General features: G+C 57.5%; 16 protein-coding genes and 1 pseudogene. 14 read left to right on the forward strand and 3 right to left on the reverse strand.

What is annotated here, in order from left to right:
- Positions 1-219: 219 nt before the first annotated feature.
- Positions 220-813 carry a TetR/AcrR family transcriptional regulator gene (locus N8E89_RS28035; protein ID WP_262263422.1) on the reverse strand — a complete coding sequence of 198 codons (594 nt, stop codon included), beginning with the start codon at positions 811-813 and terminating at the stop codon, positions 220-222.
- A 167-nt stretch (positions 814-980) separates the two neighbouring features.
- Here N8E89_RS28035 and N8E89_RS28040 point away from each other — a divergent pair, with 167 nt between their 5' ends.
- From N8E89_RS28040 to N8E89_RS28085, 10 genes are all read left to right on the forward strand, one after another.
- Positions 981-1379 carry a RidA family protein gene (locus tag N8E89_RS28040; protein ID WP_262263423.1) on the forward strand — a complete coding sequence of 133 codons (399 nt, stop codon included), beginning with the start codon at positions 981-983 and terminating at the stop codon, positions 1377-1379.
- A 248-nt stretch (positions 1380-1627) separates the two neighbouring features.
- Positions 1628-2617, forward strand: a complete 990-nt coding sequence (locus N8E89_RS28045; protein ID WP_262263718.1) for an AraC family transcriptional regulator — start codon at positions 1628-1630, stop codon at positions 2615-2617.
- A gap of 59 nt (positions 2618-2676) precedes the next feature.
- Positions 2677-3885 carry an MFS transporter gene (locus tag N8E89_RS28050; RefSeq protein WP_262263424.1) on the forward strand — a complete coding sequence of 403 codons (1209 nt, stop codon included), beginning with the start codon at positions 2677-2679 and terminating at the stop codon, positions 3883-3885.
- Positions 3886-4489: 604 nt separating this feature from the next.
- Positions 4490-4864, forward strand: a complete 375-nt coding sequence (locus N8E89_RS28055) for a VOC family protein (RefSeq protein ID WP_262263425.1) — start codon at positions 4490-4492, stop codon at positions 4862-4864.
- 543 nt (positions 4865-5407) lie between these two features.
- Positions 5408-5695, forward strand: a complete 288-nt coding sequence (locus N8E89_RS28060; protein WP_262263426.1) for an SAM domain-containing protein — start codon at positions 5408-5410, stop codon at positions 5693-5695.
- The gene (locus N8E89_RS28065; protein ID WP_410010473.1) at positions 5685-7010 is read left to right on the forward strand and encodes an ATP-binding protein; all 1326 of its coding nucleotides are present in this window, start codon (positions 5685-5687) and stop codon (positions 7008-7010) included. The genes N8E89_RS28060 and N8E89_RS28065 overlap by 11 nt, the downstream gene beginning before the upstream one ends.
- 115 nt (positions 7011-7125) lie before the next feature.
- Positions 7126-8571 (forward strand): tetratricopeptide repeat protein, encoded by a 1446-nt coding sequence (locus N8E89_RS28070; protein ID WP_262263427.1) that lies wholly within the window; start codon positions 7126-7128, stop codon positions 8569-8571.
- A 266-nt stretch (positions 8572-8837) separates the two neighbouring features.
- Positions 8838-11174, forward strand: a complete 2337-nt coding sequence (locus N8E89_RS28075; RefSeq protein WP_262263428.1) for a S8 family serine peptidase — start codon at positions 8838-8840, stop codon at positions 11172-11174.
- Positions 11119-12252 (forward strand): nuclear transport factor 2 family protein, encoded by a 1134-nt coding sequence (locus N8E89_RS28080; RefSeq protein WP_262263429.1) that lies wholly within the window; start codon positions 11119-11121, stop codon positions 12250-12252. The genes N8E89_RS28075 and N8E89_RS28080 overlap by 56 nt, the downstream gene beginning before the upstream one ends.
- A 794-nt stretch (positions 12253-13046) precedes the next feature.
- Entirely contained in the window at positions 13047-14405 is a 1359-nt protein-coding gene (locus N8E89_RS28085) for a hypothetical protein (protein WP_262263430.1), read from the forward strand.
- A gap of 296 nt (positions 14406-14701) precedes the next feature.
- Here N8E89_RS28085 and N8E89_RS28090 read toward each other — a convergent pair whose 3' ends face one another.
- Positions 14702-15193 (reverse strand): hypothetical protein, encoded by a 492-nt coding sequence (locus tag N8E89_RS28090; RefSeq protein ID WP_262263431.1) that lies wholly within the window; start codon positions 15191-15193, stop codon positions 14702-14704.
- A gap of 618 nt (positions 15194-15811) precedes the next feature.
- On the opposite strand from N8E89_RS28090, the gene N8E89_RS28095 reads away from it, so the two are divergent.
- The 3 genes and pseudogenes from N8E89_RS28095 to N8E89_RS28105 all read left to right on the forward strand — a co-directional run bounded on the left by N8E89_RS28095 (position 15812) and on the right by N8E89_RS28105 (position 18458).
- Positions 15812-15994, forward strand: coding sequence for a transcriptional regulator (locus N8E89_RS28095; RefSeq protein WP_315975752.1), 183 nt, complete (start codon positions 15812-15814; stop codon positions 15992-15994).
- Between the two features lie 405 nt (positions 15995-16399).
- Positions 16400-16706 (forward strand): annotated as a pseudogene (locus tag N8E89_RS28100) (hypothetical protein).
- A 1089-nt stretch (positions 16707-17795) separates the two neighbouring features.
- A complete protein-coding gene (locus tag N8E89_RS28105) occupies positions 17796-18458 on the forward strand; it encodes a hypothetical protein (protein ID WP_262263433.1) in 663 nt (220 codons plus the stop codon).
- Positions 18459-18676: 218 nt separating this feature from the next.
- Here the strand turns inward: N8E89_RS28105 and N8E89_RS28110 are convergent, their stop codons facing one another.
- Positions 18677-19978, reverse strand: a complete 1302-nt coding sequence (locus N8E89_RS28110; RefSeq protein WP_262263434.1) for a PQQ-dependent sugar dehydrogenase — start codon at positions 19976-19978, stop codon at positions 18677-18679.
- Between the two features lie 296 nt (positions 19979-20274).
- Here N8E89_RS28110 and N8E89_RS28115 point away from each other — a divergent pair, with 296 nt between their 5' ends.
- Positions 20275-21198, forward strand: a complete 924-nt coding sequence (locus tag N8E89_RS28115) for a dienelactone hydrolase family protein (RefSeq protein ID WP_262263435.1) — start codon at positions 20275-20277, stop codon at positions 21196-21198.
- Positions 21199-21442: the final 244 nt, after the last annotated feature.

A 21442-nucleotide genomic window follows, 5' to 3' on the forward strand; every position in this document is an offset into this window, starting at 1 on the left:
CTGCAAATTGGTTCTCCATTCCATTCTGGGGCTAGGATATGAAATGCGCCAATACACGGCAGATTACTGATACTCATCTGTGCAAAACATCCCGTCGTTCACACGCAGCCAGCCCGATTGACGCGTTTACTTTCCACGAGAGACAGATTTGGACGAGCGCAACGTCAAACGGCCAGGGCCATATTTCCAAACAGGCGGGAGTGGTGGGCCCCGAAGAGTTCACACAGGATTCACAAGCAGACCCGCAGCCAAGGAACGGAACGCCTGGATGGCCTTCGGCAGTACATCCTCCGGGTCGTCGCTGGCGGCGATCCAAAGAGCAGCATTGAGAGCAGCTCCACTTAGAAGCCGCGCCGCCGCTTCTGCGTCAATGGGCTTGAGGAGCCCTTGTGCGATAAGGCGTTCAACTGTTCGCTTGGTGACTTGTAGACAACTGCTCTGGCTGGGCCATCGCGAGGGATCACCCAACACCGCAGGTCCATCGAGCAGGACAATGCGTTGGACTTCCGGATCAAGCGCCATCTCAATATAGGCGGCACCCTCGGCAAGCAGGCCCTGCCAATCGTTGCCGGCACGGGCGCCGATCTTCTGGGCGCGCGATGCCATTTCCGAGTCAATCTGATCGACAACTGCCGCCAAAAGCCCGCGCTTGTCTCCGAAATTATGGTAGAGCGCACCGCGCGTCAGACTGACTTCAGCGGTCAACTCATCCATTGAAGCGGCAGAGTAGCCCTTTTTGGCAAAAGCCTTTCGGGCAGCCGCGATTAGCTTGGCGCGGTTCTCTTCCATCGTCTCAACGCGTCGTTTAGCCATCTTAGCCTCGATTTCACATACGACGCGTATATTGACTTGACATACGGTGCGTATGTAGAATATTCCACATACGCACCGTATATCAGACGATACGGGCGTATGTGAAGCTGCTGCAGTTCACGCTGCACTCACCGGTCATCAACCCAGATAATCAAGAGAGATCGACTATGGCCCAACGCGAAGCAATCTTTCCTGCAAACAGGCATGCCCTTTACGAGGAACATGGCTATTCGGCCGCTATCCGATCCGGCGATCTCCTGTTCGTGTCCGGGCAGGTCGGCAGCCGTTCCGATGGAACGCCTGAACCCGACTTCGAACGTCAGGTCCAGCTGGCCTTCGAAAACCTCAAGGCGACACTGGATGCCGCAGGCTGCACGTTCGACGATATCGTGGATGTGACGACGTTCCACACTGACCCCGAGAACCAGTTCGCAACGATCATGGCTGTCAAGCAACAGATTTTCAGCAAGGCACCTTACCCGAACTGGACTGCACTAGGCGTAAACTGGCTAGCCGGCTTCGACTTCGAGATCAAGGTCATCGCCCGTATTCCCTCGAATGCGTGACGTTGCGAAACTCCTAAGTTTTGGCCCAATGGATCTTCCGCTATTTCTGATCGAGGAAGACCTCGAAGAAATTCGAAACGCTTAAGAAAGTAATACCGCCATCTTAAGCAGCAGTTTGGATCGCGATGATGTCATGACAACTCCCCCAAGTGTCGCGGCGATGCCTTCGCGCTAAAAGTGACGAAAAGCGATTGCGTCGAACAACATCTCCCCTTGCCTGCCGGACGATCGGCATCTATATTTGCCAAATGCTTGATCATTCGTCCCGACCGTCTTCGCCGCCGCAGATCCCGATGGATGCGCTCAGCGAAGTCCTCCAAGACTTTCGCTTGAGTGGCGTCAACTATGGCCGCTGCGAGCTGCGACATCCATGGAGCATCGCCTTTCCGCAACAACCGCTGCTTCGTTTTCACTTTGTCAGCCAGGGCCCATGCTGGATCCATACCGAAGCGCAAGGCTGGCAGGAGTTGCACGATGGTGATCTGGTGCTGCTGCCGCAAGGCATCGCCCATCGGCTGGCCAGCGCGCCGGATGTTGTAGGCGACTCGCTCCAGGGCTGTCAGGTGACCAAGTTGGGGAGCAACGTCTGCGAGGTGGTGCGGGAAGGAACGGGCGCGACCAGCACCCTTTTCTGCGGCTCCATGGCCTTGGGCGCCTGTGCGCTTAACCCCTTGATCACCTTGATGCCGCCAATCATCAAGGGCTGCGACGTGGCTGGCAATGACCCGATCGTTAGTCCCTTGCTCGCGGCTATGACGACGGAGGCCACACAACCGCAGATGGGCAGTGCCACCATCTTGTCACGAATGGCGGACCTGCTCACAGCGCGGCTCATCCGCTGCTGGGTCAATTGCACCGGAGCCCCGACCACCGGTTGGCTCGCCGCCATCCGCGACCCCCATATCGGCCGCGCCCTGGCAGCCATGCACCGAGACCCCGGCCACAACTGGACACTCGAAAGCCTCGCCGGCCTGGCAGGCCAATCGCGCTCGATTTTCGCCGAACGCTTCAGCGCTGTTTTAGGGGAAGGCGCGGCACGCTATCTCGCCCGTCTGCGTATGCAGCTTGCCCGCGAGTTGTTGGGGCAAAGCGGCATGTCGGTTGCCGAGGTCGCAACCCGCTTGGGCTATGAGTCCGAGGCATCCTTCGCTCGCGCGTTCAAGCGCATTACCAGCGTCTCGCCCGGCGTTGTGCGTCGCACAATTTCCGGACGAACGGACATGGAATTCGGATTATAAGATACATATCATCCGAAAAGACTCGTCTATGAAGATCTCTAAACCTTGGAGACACTTCAATGACGGACACAACATTACAGCTTGATGGCGCCGCGATAGACCTTGATGCCGCTGCGCCAGCCGCGTGGAGCCCCGCGACCTGGTTCGCGGTCCTTTCGATGGCGGCCACCAGCTTTGCGCTGGTGTCAGCCGAGTTTCTGCCGGCAGGCCTGTTGACGCCAATGGCGCGCGATCTCGGCATCAGCGAGGGAACCGCCGGACAGGTCGTCACCGCCACGGCTTCCGTCGGCGCCGTGACGGCCATGTTGAGCAATGTTCTCATCGGCCGATTGAACCGCAAGACGGTGCTGGTTGGTCTCAGTGCCTTGGCGATCGCCTCCAATATTCTCGCGGCGGTAGCGACCGATTTCTGGCTATTATTGTTAGGCCGGGCCGGGCTCGGCATTGCCCTCAGCGCTTTCTGGGCGCTTTCAGTTGCCGTGGTAGCGAGGCTGGTTGGCGCCAATGCGACAGGTCGGGGCATGGCAATCGTCACCCTCGGCGTCTCGCTCGCGACCATTGCCGCACCGTCGATGGGCGCGTTGATCAGCGACTGGCTGGGCTGGCGCAGCGCCATGGCCATGACAGCGGGGCTGGCCGCGCTTGCCATGCTGCTGCAGTTGCTCAGCCTGCCGACGCTGCCTGCAAGCACAAGCAACAGTCTTGGCGATGTCCTTCGGCTGACGCGGCGGCGTGGCATTCAACTCGGCATGCTTGCTATTCTTTTGCTTATGACGGGGCATTTTGCCGGCTCGGTCTATGTGCGCCCCTTCCTCGAACAGGTAACGCTCCTTGCAACCGGGCCGATCGCCCTGGCGCTGCTCGGGTTTGGCATCGCGGCTGTGATCGGTAATATTGCCGGTGGCCGCATGGCTGACGCCAATATCCGCATGGCCCTTGCGGCCACCGCTGCGTTAATGGCGTTTGCGGCGCTCGCTTTGGTACTTTGGGGCGTGCACATCGGCGTTGCCTTCGGCTTCGCTACGCTGTGGGGCTTCGCCTTCGGCATGGCGCCGGTGGTGCTGCCGACCAATCTGTCCCGCGCGGCGCCCGACGCGCTAGAAGCAGCGGGCAGCCTGATGGTAACCTCTTTCCAGGTCGCCATTACAATTGGCGCGGTTGTCGGCGGCTATGTCGTGGACAATTATGGCGCTACCGGCCCCTTGACCCTTACCGCCGTCCTTGCCGCATCGACGGTCGCTCTGGCGCTGCTGCAGCCCCGCGGCTGATCTTTGGCTCTGGCGGAGCAACCGGACGGCATGGCCACGTTGCGCGGGTTGAAAAGATGCGGCGAGACCTCGGCGCATCTGCAAGGCGGCAGATGAGGTCATAGCAAGCGCGTGGACGGTGCTTCCTCCATCTGACGGATAACATCGCAAGACGCGCACTTTCAGAGGTGTTTGGCTCACCGAGTAGGGTCGCGGGCGTATCGAGCTCCAGCTCGCCTAATTGCATCAGGGCCTCGCCTCGACGGGGCTTTCTTTCGTCGTGACAGCGCAGCGGCCTGGCTAGCGCGGCCGCGTGACCATCCGTTCGTGAAATCTCCCACAATTCACTGAAGCGACAAATTCCCCTTTGGCGACAAGCCGCAGCTGCTCGAGTGCGGATTCTTGTCACTATGGCTGGCTCAAGCTACCTACCCTGCGAGCTTACACAAAAAGGGGCGCTGCTCTCTCGACTTCCACCCTGTTCCTTGCCATCGGTGGCTGAGACATGGCAATAAAGTCTGAGACGCAAAACCAGCCGCGAAGGACCGCTCTGCAGCGCAGCAGACTTGGCAAGATGCGCAGCAGAGGCGCCCGTCCGGCAGGCCTACACATTTCGGGAGAACGCATGTTTGACCACGTCAAATTCGGAGTCAGCGATTATGCAGCGAGCAAAGCGTTCTTCCTCAAGGCGCTCGAACCACTCGGCGTAGCTGTTGTATCGGAGGGATTGCCAACGTACGGCGTCGAGCTTAGCCCAAAGGGGAAGGCTTCTTTGTGCCTGTACCAAACCGAGGAGAAGCCGGCGCATCTTCACCTGGCGTTCACGGCCGAGAATCGCCAGCAAGTCGAAGCCTTCTATCGCGCGGCTCTGGAGGCGGGTGGCAAAGATAATGGTGCGCCTGGTCTGCGCCCGCACTACCACTCGAACTATTATGCAGCGTTCGTCATTGGCCCGGACGGGCACAACATTGAAGCGGTTTGCCACGAACCTGAGGCCTAACCTGTTTCATCGGGCTGACCGTCTCCAAGCAGGCTTCGCCCACTTGCGGCTGCCCCTACATGACAAACGTTGAAAAAGCCGACGCACTGGATCAACGCCTTGACTACGTTCAACACAATTGCTCGGTTAAACTGAGTCTTGAATTGGGCCCTGAATCAGTGCTCCTGAAAGAAATCGACCGCAGACCACTCGAAGCGGTTTCTGAGGCGCGGTTTCCACAGGAGCCATATGCAACTTTCGCAGCACACACCGAGAACATCCGGGAGTTTGGCGCGCAAAAGTACCGACACGAAAAAGGCCGCCTTTCGGCGATCTCATCCGCGGGCAAGTTGGGAACTGCCTGATTCCCCTGCGGGCTGGAAGGATGCGCAATGTTGATGTCGGCCTCACCAAGGTCGCCATGATCGTTCACATCGAGCTTGGGAGTGATCACATCGGCCATTCGCTTAGTCTGCAATTCAAAACAGTGGTATCCTCTTTCGCAGACAACCAGACGTACAACTTTACTATCACCAAGGCATATCGGTTCGATCTGGGGGAACCATGGACGATGTCAGGAAATGGCTGAGCAGGCTGAAGCTTGATCACCTCGCTAAGGTATTCGAGGTGAATCAAGTCGACTTCGATACCCTTCGTCTGCTGTCCGACGGCGACCTGCGCGACATGCAAATTCCGCTCGGTCCGAGGAAAAAACTCCTTACAGCGATTAAGCGGCTTATCGACGAAAGCGGCAAAGTACTGGCCCCGATATCGGGGGAGCGCTCGCCAACTGACCATCCTGTTTTGCGACCTGGTAGATTCAACCGAATATGCGGTCCGCATGGACCCTGAAGATTTCAGCACTTTGACGCGTGACTACTTGAACCAATGCAATATCGCCGTGAGAAACCACAACGGCTTTGCTGCCAGTTACATCGGCGATGCCTTCCAGGCCCTGTTCGGCTACCCGATCGCCGAAGAGGACGACGCGGAACGGGCATTGCAGCTGGCGTTCGAGCTTCTGCGGCTTGTACCCGAAATCGAAGTGCCTGACGCGCCGCCCTTGCGAGTTCGGATAGGAATAGCGAGCGGCGTGGTGGTTGTGGGGGATTACCTTGCAGCGCCCGCCGGTGTGTCGACCGTTGCCATGGGTTCGATTCCCAATCTTGCGCAAAGACTCCAGTCGATCGCCGAACCACAAACGATACTGACAGACCAACGGACGTATGACAGCACGGCCGGTGCATTTGAATTCACTGACCTTGGCCCGCAAACATTAAAGGGGTTTTCCAATCTGGTGCATGTTTGGCGCGCCGAAAAACCTCACATCCTTGAAAATCGGTTCGCCAAGCGAACCCAACTGACCGAACTCGTGGACCGTCGAACCGAATTGACCCAGATTCTCAAGCTTTGGCGCGAGGTTGTAACCGAAAACCACGGTCAGGCAGCGCTGATTTGTGGCGAGCCCGGAATCGGAAAGTCGCGGCTGATCTTCGAGGCGCATCAACGCATGCCGAGGTGCACGTACCTCACTCTGCAGTGCTCCACAGCTTACTCCAACAGCGCGTTGTTTCCGTTTCTAACACTGTTGAAACGTTATGCCGGCATGCATGCCGAGGACCTCGCGGACATCAGTCTCGAGCGGCTTGAAGCACTCTTGTCATTCAGCAACATCCCCGTGTCGCAGTCGCTGCCAATTTTTGCCAAGCTCCTTTCCATCAGCCAGACTCGCTATCCGTCCCCAAACATGACATCGGCGCAACAGCGCATGATTTCTGTGCGGGTAATCGTCGACTGGCTGCACCACGTCTCCCGCATCAACCGCGTGTTACTGTCGATCGAGGACGAACAGTGGATCGACCCGTCGTCGAGTGATGTCCTTGAAGCGCTTATCGGGGAAGTTGGCTCGTTTCCGATGCTTATCCTCATAACCACGCGTGAAAAGAGGTTAAGAAAACCCCTGAAGCGGTCGGAGCTGCGCAAAATCACGTTGGAACGGCTAAGCGATGACGATGCCCAGTTACTTGTCGGCAATGCCGTTTCCGGGAAAACCCTCCCTCAGGGTATGCGCAGTTCGGTGTTGGCCAAGGCCGAGGGTGTGCCTCTCTACGTTGAAGAGTTGGCCCGCGCCGCCTTCGAGACAAGCACGAGTCATTCGAGATCATAGATCAGACGGTGGGGTGCCGGGCTCGCTCCAGTCGTCACTCCTGTCACGGTTGGACAAGCTCGGCTCTGGCAAAATAATCGCACAGGTCGCTGCCGTCATAGGCCGAGAGTTCGCGTTGAAGTTGCTCGCCCATCTCTGCGGCCTGTCGTCATCTTCCGTGCATTCGACATTGGGCAATCTTGTGTCGTCCGGACTGGTTGCGCCACAAATCTCGGCCAACCAGCAGAGCTACATGTTTACCCACGTGCTGCTCCAGGAGGCAGCGCGCGACACCCTTTTGCGACAACGTTGTCGGGAACTCCATGTCCAAGTCGCGCGGGCCATCGAGGAGGTCGAACCGAAACTGGCATCCGAACACCCGGAAGTGCTTGCACAGCATTACGCCGAAGGCGGCATGCTCGAGCGCGCCGCCGATTGCTGGCTGGCGGCGGGCCTCAACGTCTCCAAGACCTGGGCCAAGGTCGAAGCCGCCAATATGTTTGCAAACGGGGTAAAATGCCTGCACAAGCTACCCGCGTCGGTGGAACGCAAGCAAAAGGAACTGCGGCTCTGGCTTGAGATCGGCGACGTCCACTATGCCACTTTCGGATACGTGACCAAGGACGGCAGCGAAGCCTACACGAACGCCATGCGGCTGAGCGAGGAATTGGAGGATACGGTTTCGCCGGTCCGGGCACTCGACGGGTTATTCGGTACCGCCTTCAATTCAGCCCGCTTCGCCGACGCCGAATGGGCCAGCGACCAACTCCTCAATATCGGCACCAATCAGGACAACCTCAAAGCGCTGGTTCTGGGACTTCAATTCAAGGGCATGAGTCTGTTTTCGCAAGGAAATCTTGTGGAGGCGCGCGACCATCTGGAACGCTCGCTTGCGCATCAAGAGCACGCAAGCAAGATCGGCAGTGACTTTCCAAGCATGCCACTGCTCTATCTCTCCTGGACGCTGCAACTGCTCGGTGACCACGAAAGGGCGATCGAACTCTACAGGTCCGCCGAATACATTGCACGCCAACAATCCGCCTACAGGCTCGCGGCCTGCCTCGGAAACGGCTGCATTCTGCATGCTCTCAGAAACGATGTGGCCAAGCTGCGCGAACTGACGGACGAACTCATACCGCTTGCGGGCGAGAACGGGTTCCACATGTGGCTGAATATGGGTTTATTCTTCCATGGCTGGGCGACGGTCCGCGGCGGTGGGGACTTTGCGGGCCTGGAGCAAATGCGGTCGATATGCGACAATCTTGGAGATCAGGAGATCGACAAGTCCTGCTATCTGGGTCTCCTTGCCGACTGTTATCTCCGGGCGCAGGACATCGCGAACGCGGCCGACACCGTCGACGAGGCACTGGAGTTGATAAGCAACACCGGGGAGAACTACTTCACCGCCGAACTTCTCAGATTGAAGGGCGAAGTTTTGCGTATGGAGAACGCTGTGGCTGATGCCGAAGTGTCGTTCCAAAAGGCCATCGAGTTTGCGCACAAGCAAGGCGCAAAGTGCTGGGAGCAAAAGGCCGCCGAAAGCCTCGCGAAACTTCGGTTGTCGCGCACAGAAAAGGAATGAGGCGTCTTGATGAACGGGACGCGTGCGGGCTCCGTAAAACTTGCGATGAGACTTGATTATCAAGCAAAGGAAAAAACAAGTTCCTTCTCGTTGAGTGAGACGCCAGTGTTACGGCCGAAAACCCTCATCTGCGAATGCATTAGCCCGAACTGGTAGATGGCGCTGTCGGCGCTTTCGATCCAAACTGGACAGCATGTTTTCTGCGGCGACGGGCGAGCTTCGGCATTGCCGACAATGCGAGCTGGTCCCGCCGCAAGGAGGAGCCAATGGGCAAATCCGGGAACCAAACTGACGCCGGCAGAAGAATCATCAGGCTTATTTGCACGCCAATCTTCATTGTTGCTGCGATCGCGATTCTACTACTGAGCGTGCCTTCGTTCGCTCGAGCCGCAGAAAACGAGACAGTCTTCGTCCAGGGAGGCGAGAAATACCCTGCCCGTATCCTGCCAAGTCAGATCGCTCTAATTCTTTCCGAAGAGACGTTGGCTGACGCCAATCGCTACAAGGAGGCGCTCGATGTTTTCCGTGGCCAGCGCATTCCAACGCTACCCGACAGCGTGATCGAGATCGAAGCGCCGAATTTGAGCGATGCGAAAAGCCTAAACGCTTTCGCCCAGAGTCAGATGAAGTCCCGCCCCGACCTGATCGTCGATTCGGGTATCCTCATCACGATCGGCGATTCCGATTTGCCGTTCGTGTTGACCGACAAGATCATTGTTCAAATTGCCGACGAAAGTGACCCTGGCCTCATCCGACAGATCGCCGAACAATTCCGTGCGGAAGTCATCAGCGACAATCCGTTCGACGAGCGGCAGTTCGTAATCAGACTTTTGCCAGACAATGTGCACAATGCGCTCGAGATCTCCAATGCGATCAACGGTCGGCCTGGGGTGAGTTTCTCACATCCAAACTTTTATCGCCCGGTTGAAAAGCGCCAGGCATCGGTCATCCCGAACGACACGTTTTTTGCCCAGCAATGGCACCTGAACAATACGGGCCAGCACATGGGTACAGTTGACGCCGACGTTGATGCCGATCTCGCGTGGTCGCTCGGATTGGGAAACGCCAGCATTGTTATCGCGGTCATTGATTACGGCTTCGAGACCAACCATCCGGATCTGGTTGGCGGTTTGTGGACAAATCCCGGCGAGATAGCAAACAATGGCCTCGATGACGATGGGAACCGCTTCATCGATGACGTTCACGGCTGGGATTTCACGGCATGCAATGCGGCGGTCCCATGCGGTGATAACGACGTCAGTCCCCGTCCGAGCGACACGCACGGAAATCCTGTCGCCGGCGCGGCCCTGGCGCGTGCCAACAACACCCTTGGCGTCTCTGGAACCTGCCCGCAGTGCAGCTTCCTTCCGATCAGGGCGGTCGATGGCACCGTGTTTGCTGAAGGACTTGCATTTGGCTATGCGCAAGCGATGGGCGCCCATATTATCACGAACTCCTGGGGATATCCCATTGGCACGCCGTCGACTGCAAACGTAGTCACTGCGATCAACAACGCAGCAACAGCTGGACGCGGTGGCTTGGGGGCAGTGGTTGTGTTTGCGATGAGCAACGAAAACAAAGACAACTGCGGAGTCGTCCGCCCGGATATATCGTCGCTACCAAATGTGATTGCAGTGAGCAGCGCGACCAACCAGGATCGTTTCCTGCCTGCAGGCTTCGGCCCCTGTATGGATCTGCTCGCGCCGACACACGGTGGCACGCTTGATGCTGTCACGACTGACAGGGTGGGAATGCCCGGGTATAATAACTTATCCCCTTATCCAAATTGCTCCGAACCCGCTTCACCGCCCGCGTCCAATCTGGACTATACTTTCTGTTTCGGCGGTACCTCCTTTGCCGCGCCTGTTGTCGCTGGCATTGCGGGCCTCATTTTATCGCATGACAATTCGTTAGAACGACTGAAGGTGCAGAGACTTCTGCAGGACACCGCCGACAAGATATCGTCCTTCGATGGCTCTTATTCCGAGCAAACTGGTTTTTCCGCCCCCACGGGCGCGGTGCCAACGCATGGTTACGGAAGGGTCAATGCCTTCGAGGCCGTTCGGACAGTGGCTGGCCGGAACATTGGGGGGCGCGGAGGCGTGGATGTCTATCTGCGTGACAACAGGCTCGATTGGGGAAATACGGAGCAGCCTTCGAACGTCATGTTCGAACAGACGCGAGGATTCATTCCCCATTGGCAAAGCGTTGACATCAAAGTCGATGCCCCTCCCTATCGGGCGAGCGCCGCCAGCAACCTCCGCCGAGTTCGATACGTTCGTCCACGAGGACCCGTTGTCGAGTACCCTCAATCGGGTCTACGTGCGCATTCACAATCGCGGCACGAACATTGCGACCAATGTTCGGGTGAAGCTGCACTGGGCCTTCGCGGGGGCGGGCCTTCCGGCTCTCCCCACAGACTTCTGGCCGCAGTTCCCCTCAAACCCAGTCGATGTTTCGGTCTGGCATCCCCTGCCTGCACAGACCGTGGCGTCTTTACCCTATTCCGGCGCTTCCGTTGCCGGCGGCGCCGGCGACGGTGCAGCTGTGCTGTCGTTCGATTTCGACGCCCCCTTGTACAACGCTGCCTTGAACAATCCTGATCACTATTGCCTGTTTGCTGTCGTTGATGCGGCTGATGATCCAGTATCGTTGACCTCGACAAACTCCCAAGTGCCGGATGTGATTACGCCAACTGATAACAACGTAACGCATAGAAATGTGCAGCTCCTCAATTCCGGTGGTTCGAACAGCCTGAATGCCCGACTTGTTCTTGCGAACCCATTTGAGGATCCGATTCGCGCGCGGCTTGTTGCTTGGCTGCCAAAGGGTTGGAACTTCGAAGCAACGGGTGTTGAGGTGGGTCGGAGTTTCGATTTGAGCGCTGGGGAAAGTCGGCCGGTCGACATTTCCATCATCCCCAACAGCGAGGCATCGGCGTCGGTGAACGTCGTTCAGCTTTATCGAAAGTTGGGTATGCAAGATGAAAAGGTCCTCGGCGGTACGACATATGTTGTTGTGCCCCAACCTGCCCTGGCAGCAGATCGGTTTTTGGGTGAAACGGAGGAGGGTAAGATGGCGGAACTTGGCGGGAAATCCCGAAAGGGCACAGCGAAAGGGCTGGCGCTCTCGGTTGGGTTGGGGCTGGCGGTCGGTGGGACCGCTGCTGCTCTACCCTGTAGTGACCCAATGACTAACGATTGGTTGCCGGCGCGCACCAATATCGTCAATCCTGCGCCTGCCGACAGGCAAGCGATAATGGACCTGATCCACAGCTACAATTGGGCACTGGATGATAAGAATGTCTCTCGCTTCACGGCATTGTTCACTCCGAACGCACAATACGAGGCGTGCACGGGTGCTGGAAATGTCCAGATTTTCACGACAGAAAGCCAAGAAGACCTGGGAACATTCATGGCGGGTATTCTCAATGACCTCGGTGACGATCGGCAAGCCCGGCACTTCGAGAGCAACACACTCCTTCACGCTCAGGATAAGGATACGGTAATAGGAAAAACGACCTTGCTCGTAACCATTCAGTGGGCGGATATGGAAGTTCCGAATTTGGACTACACTGCAGTTCTAAAGGCGACGTTCGCAAGAGGCACCGACAACGTTTGGCGGTTCTCAAGGCTAACTCTCATCACGGACACGCCTGGGACTCAGGCACGAGCACGTTGACACGGTAGTTTGGCCGCGCAGTAGTCCCGGGAGGACTGCCGAAATGGCTGTCAGAGAATTCGCATCTATCTTGGGTATTGTTGCGGTGATTGCTTTCGCCGGTGGTTCGAACGGGCCTTCGCAGAACATGTCGCAACCAGTTGAAACCCTTCGTCTCGGCTCGAGGATGGCTGATGTAGCGCTTGGCAGGGGCGGCGGAAAAGTGTGCCAACAGGGCAGCAGATGCGATGTATGGACCGGCTGCATCGCTCCTTCTCCCCCACCGGGGTCAACCGCCAAAGTCCTCCCGCAGGGTAGGATATATGACAGGTATCTGCGGGACCTGCAGGTCTTTCAGGCTTGCCGGGAGATGGTGCTTTCCGTGATGAAGCGGCAAAAAAGTGACGTCCAGCTCGTTGGCCTCGGGCCCGATCGCGCTACGCTTGAGGCGGAGTCATTCGAAGAAGCAGTTCGACGTTTGAATGGCGATTTTTTTGGGAGCCAGCCTCGGCAAGCAGCGGCGTCATCAGCAGATTTGGCGACGAGGCCCGTAGCGTGTTTGGACCGATTCCGGATGCAGACTGTGCACAAGGTGCGAAAACGATCCCCTTGGAGGTGGAAGGCAATCTCGTGGAGTTGAAGCCCAACGCCGGAAAAACGGGGCACCCGCTGGAGTTCGAACATCGCGATGCCGCGGGCAAAGTCGTCAAATGGACGAAAGGCATCCAGAAATGCGACAAGCCCTCACTTGCCGGAAATGTCACCTACTGTGGTCCGAGTTCGCGCTTGAAGCGCGTTGTCAAAGGCAGTGTGGAGTGGCTATTTTTATGCCGCAAATCAACCACCAACCTGCTGGTGGGCTCGAGATCCATACTGGGAGCAGTCGAGATCCAAAATTCGCTCTTCTGGGAACGATTGGTTTCAACAGGCTCACTGGTGAAATCGTGTTCTTCGACGGACGGAAAGACCGGAACGAATTCGACTGGTCAAGCCCATTTGTTCCACCAGGCGGCCACTCATATTCCGACAGGGTCGGACGTGCTTTTGCTGAGGCGCTATACGATCAGACATTTCAGGTCCAGTGCTACGCATGCCACGATAACAAGAACCCGTATGTCATCAATCCGCATGCTCAACAAGCCAGGGTAGGTTACTTCGGCGGGAAGGATGACCCGAGAGCAGTTGCCTTCAGTCTCGGTGACTACCTGCCCGAAACTCCCCGCAACGAGCGCGCGCCATTTCGTGTCATCGGCTCGGGCTACACCAGCACCCACAATGTCGAACTCGGGCGCGCCAAGACGATACGGGATCCAGCAGGGAATTGTACAGCGTGCCATACGTTGACAACGCAGATCACGGGACGCCGCTTCGCGGCAGATGCGGCTGCGCAGGAACCATGGATTTCGAAACCTACATGGGCGCAAGCACTCGAGCTTCGGGAAGAGAAGAAGAAATACGCACACGTAGGCATTCGCCGTACGGACTGGGCGCTTCGTTCGGGGGCCGGCAAGATTCATCCCTGGATGGTGCCCGGGAATGGCAACCAGTTATCAGCACTGCCACCAGCTATAAGTTCCGCGGACTGGCGGCGGTTGAGTAACTGCTTGTGGGACGCTGGTGGGGCCGAATGCGGTTATCGCCCTCTTTATACTCCTTGTCCTGCCCCCGGATCAAAGTCTCAGGGGGATGGATCCGCACCCACGGACACCTCGATTGCTGTATTTCCATTGCCGTTGGGTGAGAGCGAAGCAACCCAGGTGGTTCGAGTGCGTTGGAAATATCTCAACGGCTATGGAAACGTTCCGCAGAGGGACGATGTCCGATTTAATGTGGCGGTCAAGTGGACAGCGATTCCGCTATCAGGGGAACCTCCATCTGCAGGAGACTATCCAAGTTTGGATGAAACAAAAGGTCAAAACTTCGCGGTCATCGGCGGCGAATTCGGAAATTCTGGTGCCATCAAACTGATCCAGAATATTTCCTATTTTGGACACTCAAGGTTCACCGAACCGATGCCGTCGACGGATCTGCGGGATTTCAGGATAGATCTACCCGCCAAGTGCAATCGGCGATACCTCGTTCGGATACTCCCCAAAAGGTTCTGCTTCGATCAGAGTATCATGGCGTATGGCACTACAGATCACCTGCTCTACGCCGATGCACTATGCGATTAAGCAGACATTTGACAGGCGCTAGTAACCGCCATGACGACCGTCCGGAGGACTCGTCCCACGAGGACTTCGGGCACAAGGGCGCGCTCGAATACCGGGGCGAGCTGTGAGTGGAAACCCGCCAGATCGAGAAGGTTAAACAAAATGTCTTTCGCTTGAAGCAGCTCTGCTCACAGGGCTGTAAGAAACTTGGGGCCTGAAGAAGGCGATCGCCGGAAAATTTCTTGCACGGTGACTTGCGCAGCAGATCTCGAAGCGCAGCCGCTCAAGCGTTATCCAACAGTTGGTAACGTGAGCGGTCACGCATCGGAACGGCCAGAGCGGGTGGCATCAAGGCGGGTGAGATCCATCAGGATCGATCGGATTTGCGGCCATGGCGGTTCGTCGCGGGGACCGTCGTCCTCAAATCTCAGCAGAACAGCATGGAGCTTCGCGACAATTCCAGCGACGGATTGGGCACGCTCGGCCCAAAGGGCTTCCGCCAGTTCGTCCCGATGGACTTCCGCCTCTGCCTCGACACGCCTGGCACGACTGTAACCCAGACGCTCGTCCATTGCGTCCCAGGCGTGCTGCCGCGCCTGAAGAACGGCCTTCGCCTCATTTCGCGCGTCGGCAGTCTCTGTTCCCCCGCCAAGTAGGGTATCGATCTTCTCCGCTGTAAAGGCCACGACCGGTCGCTCCATATCCGCTGCCAATATTTCAACGCGAGGGAAGCCGATAGCTGTGACCAGACGACGCTCAAGCCGCTGCTGTTCCCGGCAGAACTGCTCAACCTTTCTGTGAGCCGCCATCCATTTTCGCCACATGCAAAGCACCCGCTCATCTACTCCTCTCGAAGCGGTCGCGTCACAATCAGGTGACATAGTGGCGATTTGTTCCGTGAGCCATATCTCCGTACCCGAGAGCAACCCTCCGCGAGTGACTGGCGACAAAGTTCTGCTATTCTCAGAATCAGCCATCGATCCGAGCTCCCTGATAACCTGGTTTATGGTCAGAGTGGACTCTGTGTTACCCGCCCCCAGCCGCACTTCCTGGATTTGCCGCCAGTGCCGCAATTCTAAGCGTACCTCCCCCAGAATCCGACGCACGGTCGTAGAAGGTGGCCCCTGCCTTGTCGACCTCAACTGCCTCGTGGTGCGAATATCAGCTCGACACCGAGTTGGCGTTATTCGGCCGCCATGCAGCAGCCATCAGGGGCTGAGCGACGACCAAAAAAATCGGTATTCTGTCCCTGTCATCGATCGCTAGGGTCCTCGCGATTGAAGTGCAATCAGTCACACTCTATAGATAATCAGAAACACTTGGGGTGTCAACCCTTCATATGCATTTTTTTACACTTGAGGTGTATTTTGCTTACTTCTGCGCAACTCCGAGCCGCAAGGTCTCTGCTACGATTAGATCAGTCTCGTTTGGCTGAAAGCGCCGGCGTTTCCGTTGAGACGATAAAGCGATTGGAGAAAATGGAAGGTGAGCTGCTAGCCGCGACCGGCACGACGTTGGCCAAGCTGCAGTCAGCGCTCGAACGGGCAGGCGTCATATTCATTGATGCGAATGGCAATGGTCCAGGCGTTCGATTAAAGGATCGGCAGTGAGGAATTTTGCAGTCTGGCATTCTTCCAATTTTAGCAATAATTGGCGCGCGCGCCTCTCCTAAGAAGGCAGGCGGAAGGAATGCCCCTGCGATCTGCAAAATGCAGCGACGTTCACTGCTAGAGATCGCCCCGATTTCGGAATGGAATGGTCTTATACAAAGTCAACGCTCGTTGGTAACCCCTTTGAAAATGCCGATAAGAGCCCACTTTCCACAGCGCCGTTTTATGAACGTCCAGTGTCCCCTAGATCGGAATCGAACCACGCACCTGCTATGGGCCGTATGCGTGACCGCAATGACGAGACCGCAGCGGAATTCGCAAAATGGGTTGTGAAAAAGTTTCAGTTGACCGTTTTCGATGGCGAGGCGACACTTGCAACCCGCAGCAAGGCAATAGGAAAAAACGATGGACGAGCCAGACCGCTGGCGCCACATGGCAAGCGCGCCGAAAGACGGCAGTCGAGATCCTCGTAACTATCCGCCCGTCCGAACAGGGGCAGGCAGAAGTTGATCTCGCGTATTGGTCTAATGGCGACCAGTTCGGTGCCGAAGGCTGGCGCGCCTCCGATTCCTCACCCGGCCGCGTCGTCGAATATGCCGAGCCGGAATTGAAGTGCTGGATGCCGATGCCCTCGGCCAACCTCGATCGCACTTTTATGCCCTCACCCTGGGAAGGCGAAGACGCCGAGCAACTCGACGGTTCAGGGATTTAAGACTCGCGTCGTTGCAAAGACTCGATACGCGGGCCGATACCGTATTGCGTGAAATGGCCCGGCGGAATGATCCGCTTGGGCGGCAAATTATGAAGTGCTAAAATCCTCAGCCGCGAAGAGGACGCTGTCCGACCGTTTCTCAGTCTCCTACGCAAGAAGCGAACTCGCGGTTATCGGTTGCACATTGACCGGCGCTGGCAGCATCGCACATTTCGGGCCGAATCGCGATTGTATTGGCCGTTGGAACATTTGCCCATAAACCAGGGACCTCTCATCACCGCGCCAGCGCAGGGCGTTGCTTGATCCACGAGCCACCAGCCATCAGAGCGCAGGCGGCAAGGCAGGGGACGTGGAAGGATGACTAAGGGAGGTGTCGATCGCATGTGTCCCTTGTGCCAATCGGCCAAGGAGCGCGTATGGCGAGAAAGCGGAGAATTTCAGGAGTTTTGTGCAGGAATTGTGCAGAGTGAATGGTGGATAGGATCGCGGTTGGTCATATTCACAATTGTCCATCACAATTGTGAAACAGGACATGGCCTGACCAGGTGTGTGCCGGAGAACATGGATTTGGCGCGGGTTGTTCAGCCTGAAGAGCTGCGAGAAACCCCTTCCTTTGATATGCCGATAACACGCGAATTTCGAACAATTTGGATTGTAGCTTGAATGTCGACAATCCATGTCAGGCGCCCATTTTTCACCAATTCGCTTATGGTAAAGTCTCAAAAAAGACGGGTGAGCTGCGGACCCATTCACTTCTCATGGTTGCACTTTGCTACTATGCGGCCGTTTCTGGCAAAACGGGAATGAAGGGAGCCAAATAACGGTTGCTTCGCGCTTGATTGCAGTCGTCAGGTAGCTCGAACTCTGATCCCGGAAGCGGCAGCGCTTGCAATATCAGCCTTGGGCCGTTGCCAAGACGGAGAACGGTCATGCGACTTTCTCCTCGTGGTCGAGCAAACGTTCCAAATTCTCCATCTGCGAGGTATCATTCGGAGGCGCATGAGGCGCGATGCTTAGACACGCGAACGCCTAAGCGAGAACACAGGAGTCGGTCGATGACGAGCACACGAATTTCGCAGGGCTTCTGATATGGTAGCGACCACTCGCCCGAGAACCACCGGTGTGCGGCAATTCCTTGATTCTGAGCAGCAGCGCGATTGGATAGAGGGCAAGATCGACTTGCCGGACACGAGCGATCGCTCGGAGTCCCTGGAACAGCGCTTCAAATATGTCGCGCGATTTGAGAAGCTACTTAGTCGCCCGCAAGCACGGAAAGTACTGGAGATTCTCGGGCTATACGGTCCAAGCTGCATTCCGATCCTGCGCACGACCGAGCGCTACTACTGGTCGGTTTCCTGCCTGCCGTCGACCTCGGACAAGCCGCTCGTCCGCGTCAATGCGAGCTGGATGGAGCTTTTCACGCTCTATGCCCAAGGCGAAGACATCCGCGCCAGATTCATCGTGCATCTTTCGGATTTCACTACGGATCGTTCAGCCACGCCGAGCCGAGTGGACGAACCCTTTCTCGAGCAAAGCGTTGCGACGCCAGAGCACGTCGGTTATTTCTTCCCGCACGGTGCGGACATTTTTGGCATCAATGTGCTAGGCTCTGTCTCGATCCGCAAATTCCTCACGAGCCGCCGCGTGGTGCGCGCCATTCGGACGTTCAACCTGACGCACATGAACCGGGGACGGAACGCCTATCAGGCGAGCCATTGCTACAGCGTGGCGGATTACATGCAGGCAGATTGAGGGGGTCTTTAATGCCCGCCATCTTGGCGAACTCGCAGGCGCCGTCGCGGCCCCTGGACTGTCTCGGCCTAACGGCGGCGCAAAGCTCGGCCGGTGTGCGCCAACAGCGAACGTCAGTTCGCCTGCGATGAAAGGCGGACTTGAGACCGAGTGCTGATAATCCGATATCAGCGCCGGTGAGTGCAAACACACGGGAAAGTTTCGTCGTCACCCCGCGCTCAGGTGCCGGTAACGCGCCAGATGACGTCGCCCACATCATCTGCCATCAACACCGCGCCGTCGGCCGCCAGCGCCACTCCGACCGGACGGCCATAGGAATATTTCTCGTCCGGCGACAGGAAATCGGTGAGAATTTCACGCGGCATTCCCATAGGCTTGCCCTTCTCGAAGGGGACGAATGCCAGCTTGTAGCCCGAGAGCTTGGAGCGGTTCCACGACCCATGCTGGCCGATGGCCATTCCCGACGGAAAGCCCGGCAGTGTGCCCTCGGGCAGCCAGCAAAGACCCAGCGAGGCCGTATGCCCGCCCAGCGCATAATCGGGCCGCAGCGCCGAGGCCACTTTGGCGTGGTCCTGCGGCACCCGATCGTCCACCACCCGGTTCCAATAACAATAGGGCCAGCCGTAAAATCCGCCATCGCTGACTGATGTCAGATAGTCAGGCGGCGTCTCATCGCCCAGCCCGTCGCGCTCATTGACTACTGTCCAAAGCATCCGTTTCTCGGGCTCCCAGGCCATGCCCACGGGATTGCGCAGGCCACCGGCAAAAATGCGGGATTGCCCCGATTTGAGATCATATTCGTGAATGCAGGCGCGGTTTTCTTCGGCAGCCATGCCCGCGTCGCCGATATTGCTCAGCGACCCCACGGCCACGTAAAGCCTGGTGCCATCCTTGCTGGCAATCAGATTACGGGTCCAATGCCCGCCGGGCACCAGATCCATTAGCTTTCTGGCCGGTTTGGAGATTCTGATCGCGCCCGCCTCGTAGGGATAGGCCAGAAGCGCGTCGCTGGCTCCGACATAAAGTGTCTCCCCGACAAGCACGATGCCGAAGGGCTGCCGCACATTCTCGATATAGGCGTGACTTTCCTCGGCCACCCCGTCGCCGTCGGCATCGCGCAGCAGCGTCACGCGGTTGGGGCTGTCGCCGGAAGCGCGCGCCCGCCGCATCGTGGCCGACATGGCATGGTCGAACAAGGTGCGTGGATTTCCCGCTTCGCCCATCGATTCAGCCACTAGCACATCGCCATTGGGCAGCACATGTATATTGCGGGGATGAACCAGCCCCCGCGCAAAGGCATTGACCTTTAGCCCGGCGGCCACCGTCGGCTTGTGCTCGCCCTCCCAGCCCTTGGCCGTCGGCATCTTCAACGTCGGTATCTTGCCTTGCGGTTTGGCCTCCGGAATGACCGGCGCCGTGCCATAGACAGGCGCTCGCGAGCCATCACCCGAATGACGAATGGCAGCAACGCCTTCGCTGACAAAGGCAATAAATCGGGCGAATGGGGAAGACTCGGCCATGGGTCGCCTCTGGCAATGAGGGAAATAAGGGGAGCCTGGACGCTAAAGCCTTTGCGCGACCAGCACTAGAGGGGGCGAAAAAATAAAAAAGTGAGGGAACAGACTACCAAAGGAGTCGGCAAAGGGCCGACAGCAGACCGATCGCTTCGGCAGGAAAGGGCCAATTCCGGTCATTAACAGCAGGTGCACCAAAATGGCCGGATTCGACCCATTGCGGAAATTCCCGAGAGAAATGACGGGCCACTTGGGCGAACAAATTGCCTATGCTCAAGCTAACATTTCGGGGAGCCAAGGTAATGCTGAGGCTAGGCATACTGTTCATCTATCTGAGCATGGGGTCATTTTACGCCTCGTCCGCATTGGCGTTCGACGACACGTTGGTGGTGAATTCCCGCACCCTTGCTGAGGACGATTTTCTGCGGGGCAACACCGCGGCGGGAACACCTGTCACTCTGCGTGGCAATCTCAGTGGCCCAGAGGGTGTCAACAAACTGCCAGTCGTCATCTTGCTGCACGGCACGGATGGACCTGGGAGCGGCGCGGTATGGGCTTGGGAGCGGTTTCTCAATAGCATAGAAGTCGCAACGCTGAGCCTCGACAGCTACACGGGACGGAGTCTCACGCAGGCCTCAACTGATCAATCTCTGTTCGGTCAATTCACGCAAATCGATGATGCTTATAGAGCCGCCGATGCGTTGGCGGACCACCCAAAGATTGACGCCACACGGATTGCGCTGATGGGGTTTTCCCGTGGCGGCAATGCAGCGCTATATTCGGCAATGACACGCTTCCAGAAAGCGTTCGGCCCGTCCAAGGCTCGCATAGTGGCGCATTTACCGTTTTATCCCGCGTGCAATTTCCAGCTTGTCGGGGAACTGGAGGTTGCTGACGCACCAATCCGCGAATTCCACGGCACCGATGACGACTGGACACCTGCCGCGCCCTGTCGCTCCTATATCGATCGCCTGGCTGCGGCTGGCAAGGACGCGGCAATGACAGAGTACAAGGGCGCCATTCATGCATTCGACAGCCCACGCAACCCGGCGCGTTTCACTGATTCCGACAATCAAACCTCGCGAAATTGCATGCGTACGAGGTGGATGGGAAGCTCCTCAATGCCGCGACTGGCCGCCCTTTCAGCTATTCCGACGCCTGTGTCGAATTCGGTCCAAGCTCACAGTACAACGACGCTGCCGCAACGGCGGCACAGGCTACTGTGAAGGCGTTCCTGGAAGAGGTCTTTGGAAGAAACTGAGCTCCATGATATTGGCGTGGTGGCGTCGCACTCAATGCCGGCCGCGGAGGTATCCACGCCGCAAGCAACAGGTATTGGGTAAGCTAAGCTATGCTGCGCATGCGCCGCAAAGTGTAACAACGCCATCAGGGATAGCCGCACCCGATGGTCAATGGTCCGTCCACTCCTCTGCAGAGGGCACGCCGAATGTTGCTGTCGCCGATATCGTG

Origin of the sequence: Phyllobacterium sp. A18/5-2 (genome assembly GCF_025452215.1) — a bacterium.
GTDB classification, from domain to species: domain Bacteria; phylum Pseudomonadota; class Alphaproteobacteria; order Rhizobiales; family Rhizobiaceae; genus Phyllobacterium; species Phyllobacterium sophorae.

Excerpts from the sequence above, each read along its gene's own strand:
- N8E89_RS28075 (WP_262263428.1), top strand. The coding sequence starts at position 8,838 with ATGGGCAAATCCGGGAACCAAACTGACGCCGGCAGAAGAATCATCAGG.
- N8E89_RS28065 (WP_410010473.1), top strand. The coding sequence starts at position 5,685 with ATGGACCCTGAAGATTTCAGCACTTTGACGCGTGACTACTTGAACCAA.
- N8E89_RS28045 (WP_262263718.1), top strand. The coding sequence starts at position 1,628 with ATGCTTGATCATTCGTCCCGACCGTCTTCGCCGCCGCAGATCCCGATG.
- N8E89_RS28050 (WP_262263424.1), top strand. The coding sequence starts at position 2,677 with ATGACGGACACAACATTACAGCTTGATGGCGCCGCGATAGACCTTGAT.
- N8E89_RS28105 (WP_262263433.1), top strand. The coding sequence starts at position 17,796 with ATGGTAGCGACCACTCGCCCGAGAACCACCGGTGTGCGGCAATTCCTT.
- N8E89_RS28110 (WP_262263434.1), bottom strand. The coding sequence starts at position 19,978 with ATGGCCGAGTCTTCCCCATTCGCCCGATTTATTGCCTTTGTCAGCGAA.
- N8E89_RS28055 (WP_262263425.1), top strand. The coding sequence starts at position 4,490 with ATGTTTGACCACGTCAAATTCGGAGTCAGCGATTATGCAGCGAGCAAA.
- N8E89_RS28060 (WP_262263426.1), top strand. The coding sequence starts at position 5,408 with ATGGACGATGTCAGGAAATGGCTGAGCAGGCTGAAGCTTGATCACCTC.
- N8E89_RS28040 (WP_262263423.1), top strand. The coding sequence starts at position 981 with ATGGCCCAACGCGAAGCAATCTTTCCTGCAAACAGGCATGCCCTTTAC.
- N8E89_RS28115 (WP_262263435.1), top strand. The coding sequence starts at position 20,275 with ATGCTGAGGCTAGGCATACTGTTCATCTATCTGAGCATGGGGTCATTT.
- N8E89_RS28090 (WP_262263431.1), bottom strand. The coding sequence starts at position 15,193 with ATGGCGGCTCACAGAAAGGTTGAGCAGTTCTGCCGGGAACAGCAGCGG.
- N8E89_RS28035 (WP_262263422.1), bottom strand. The coding sequence starts at position 813 with ATGGCTAAACGACGCGTTGAGACGATGGAAGAGAACCGCGCCAAGCTA.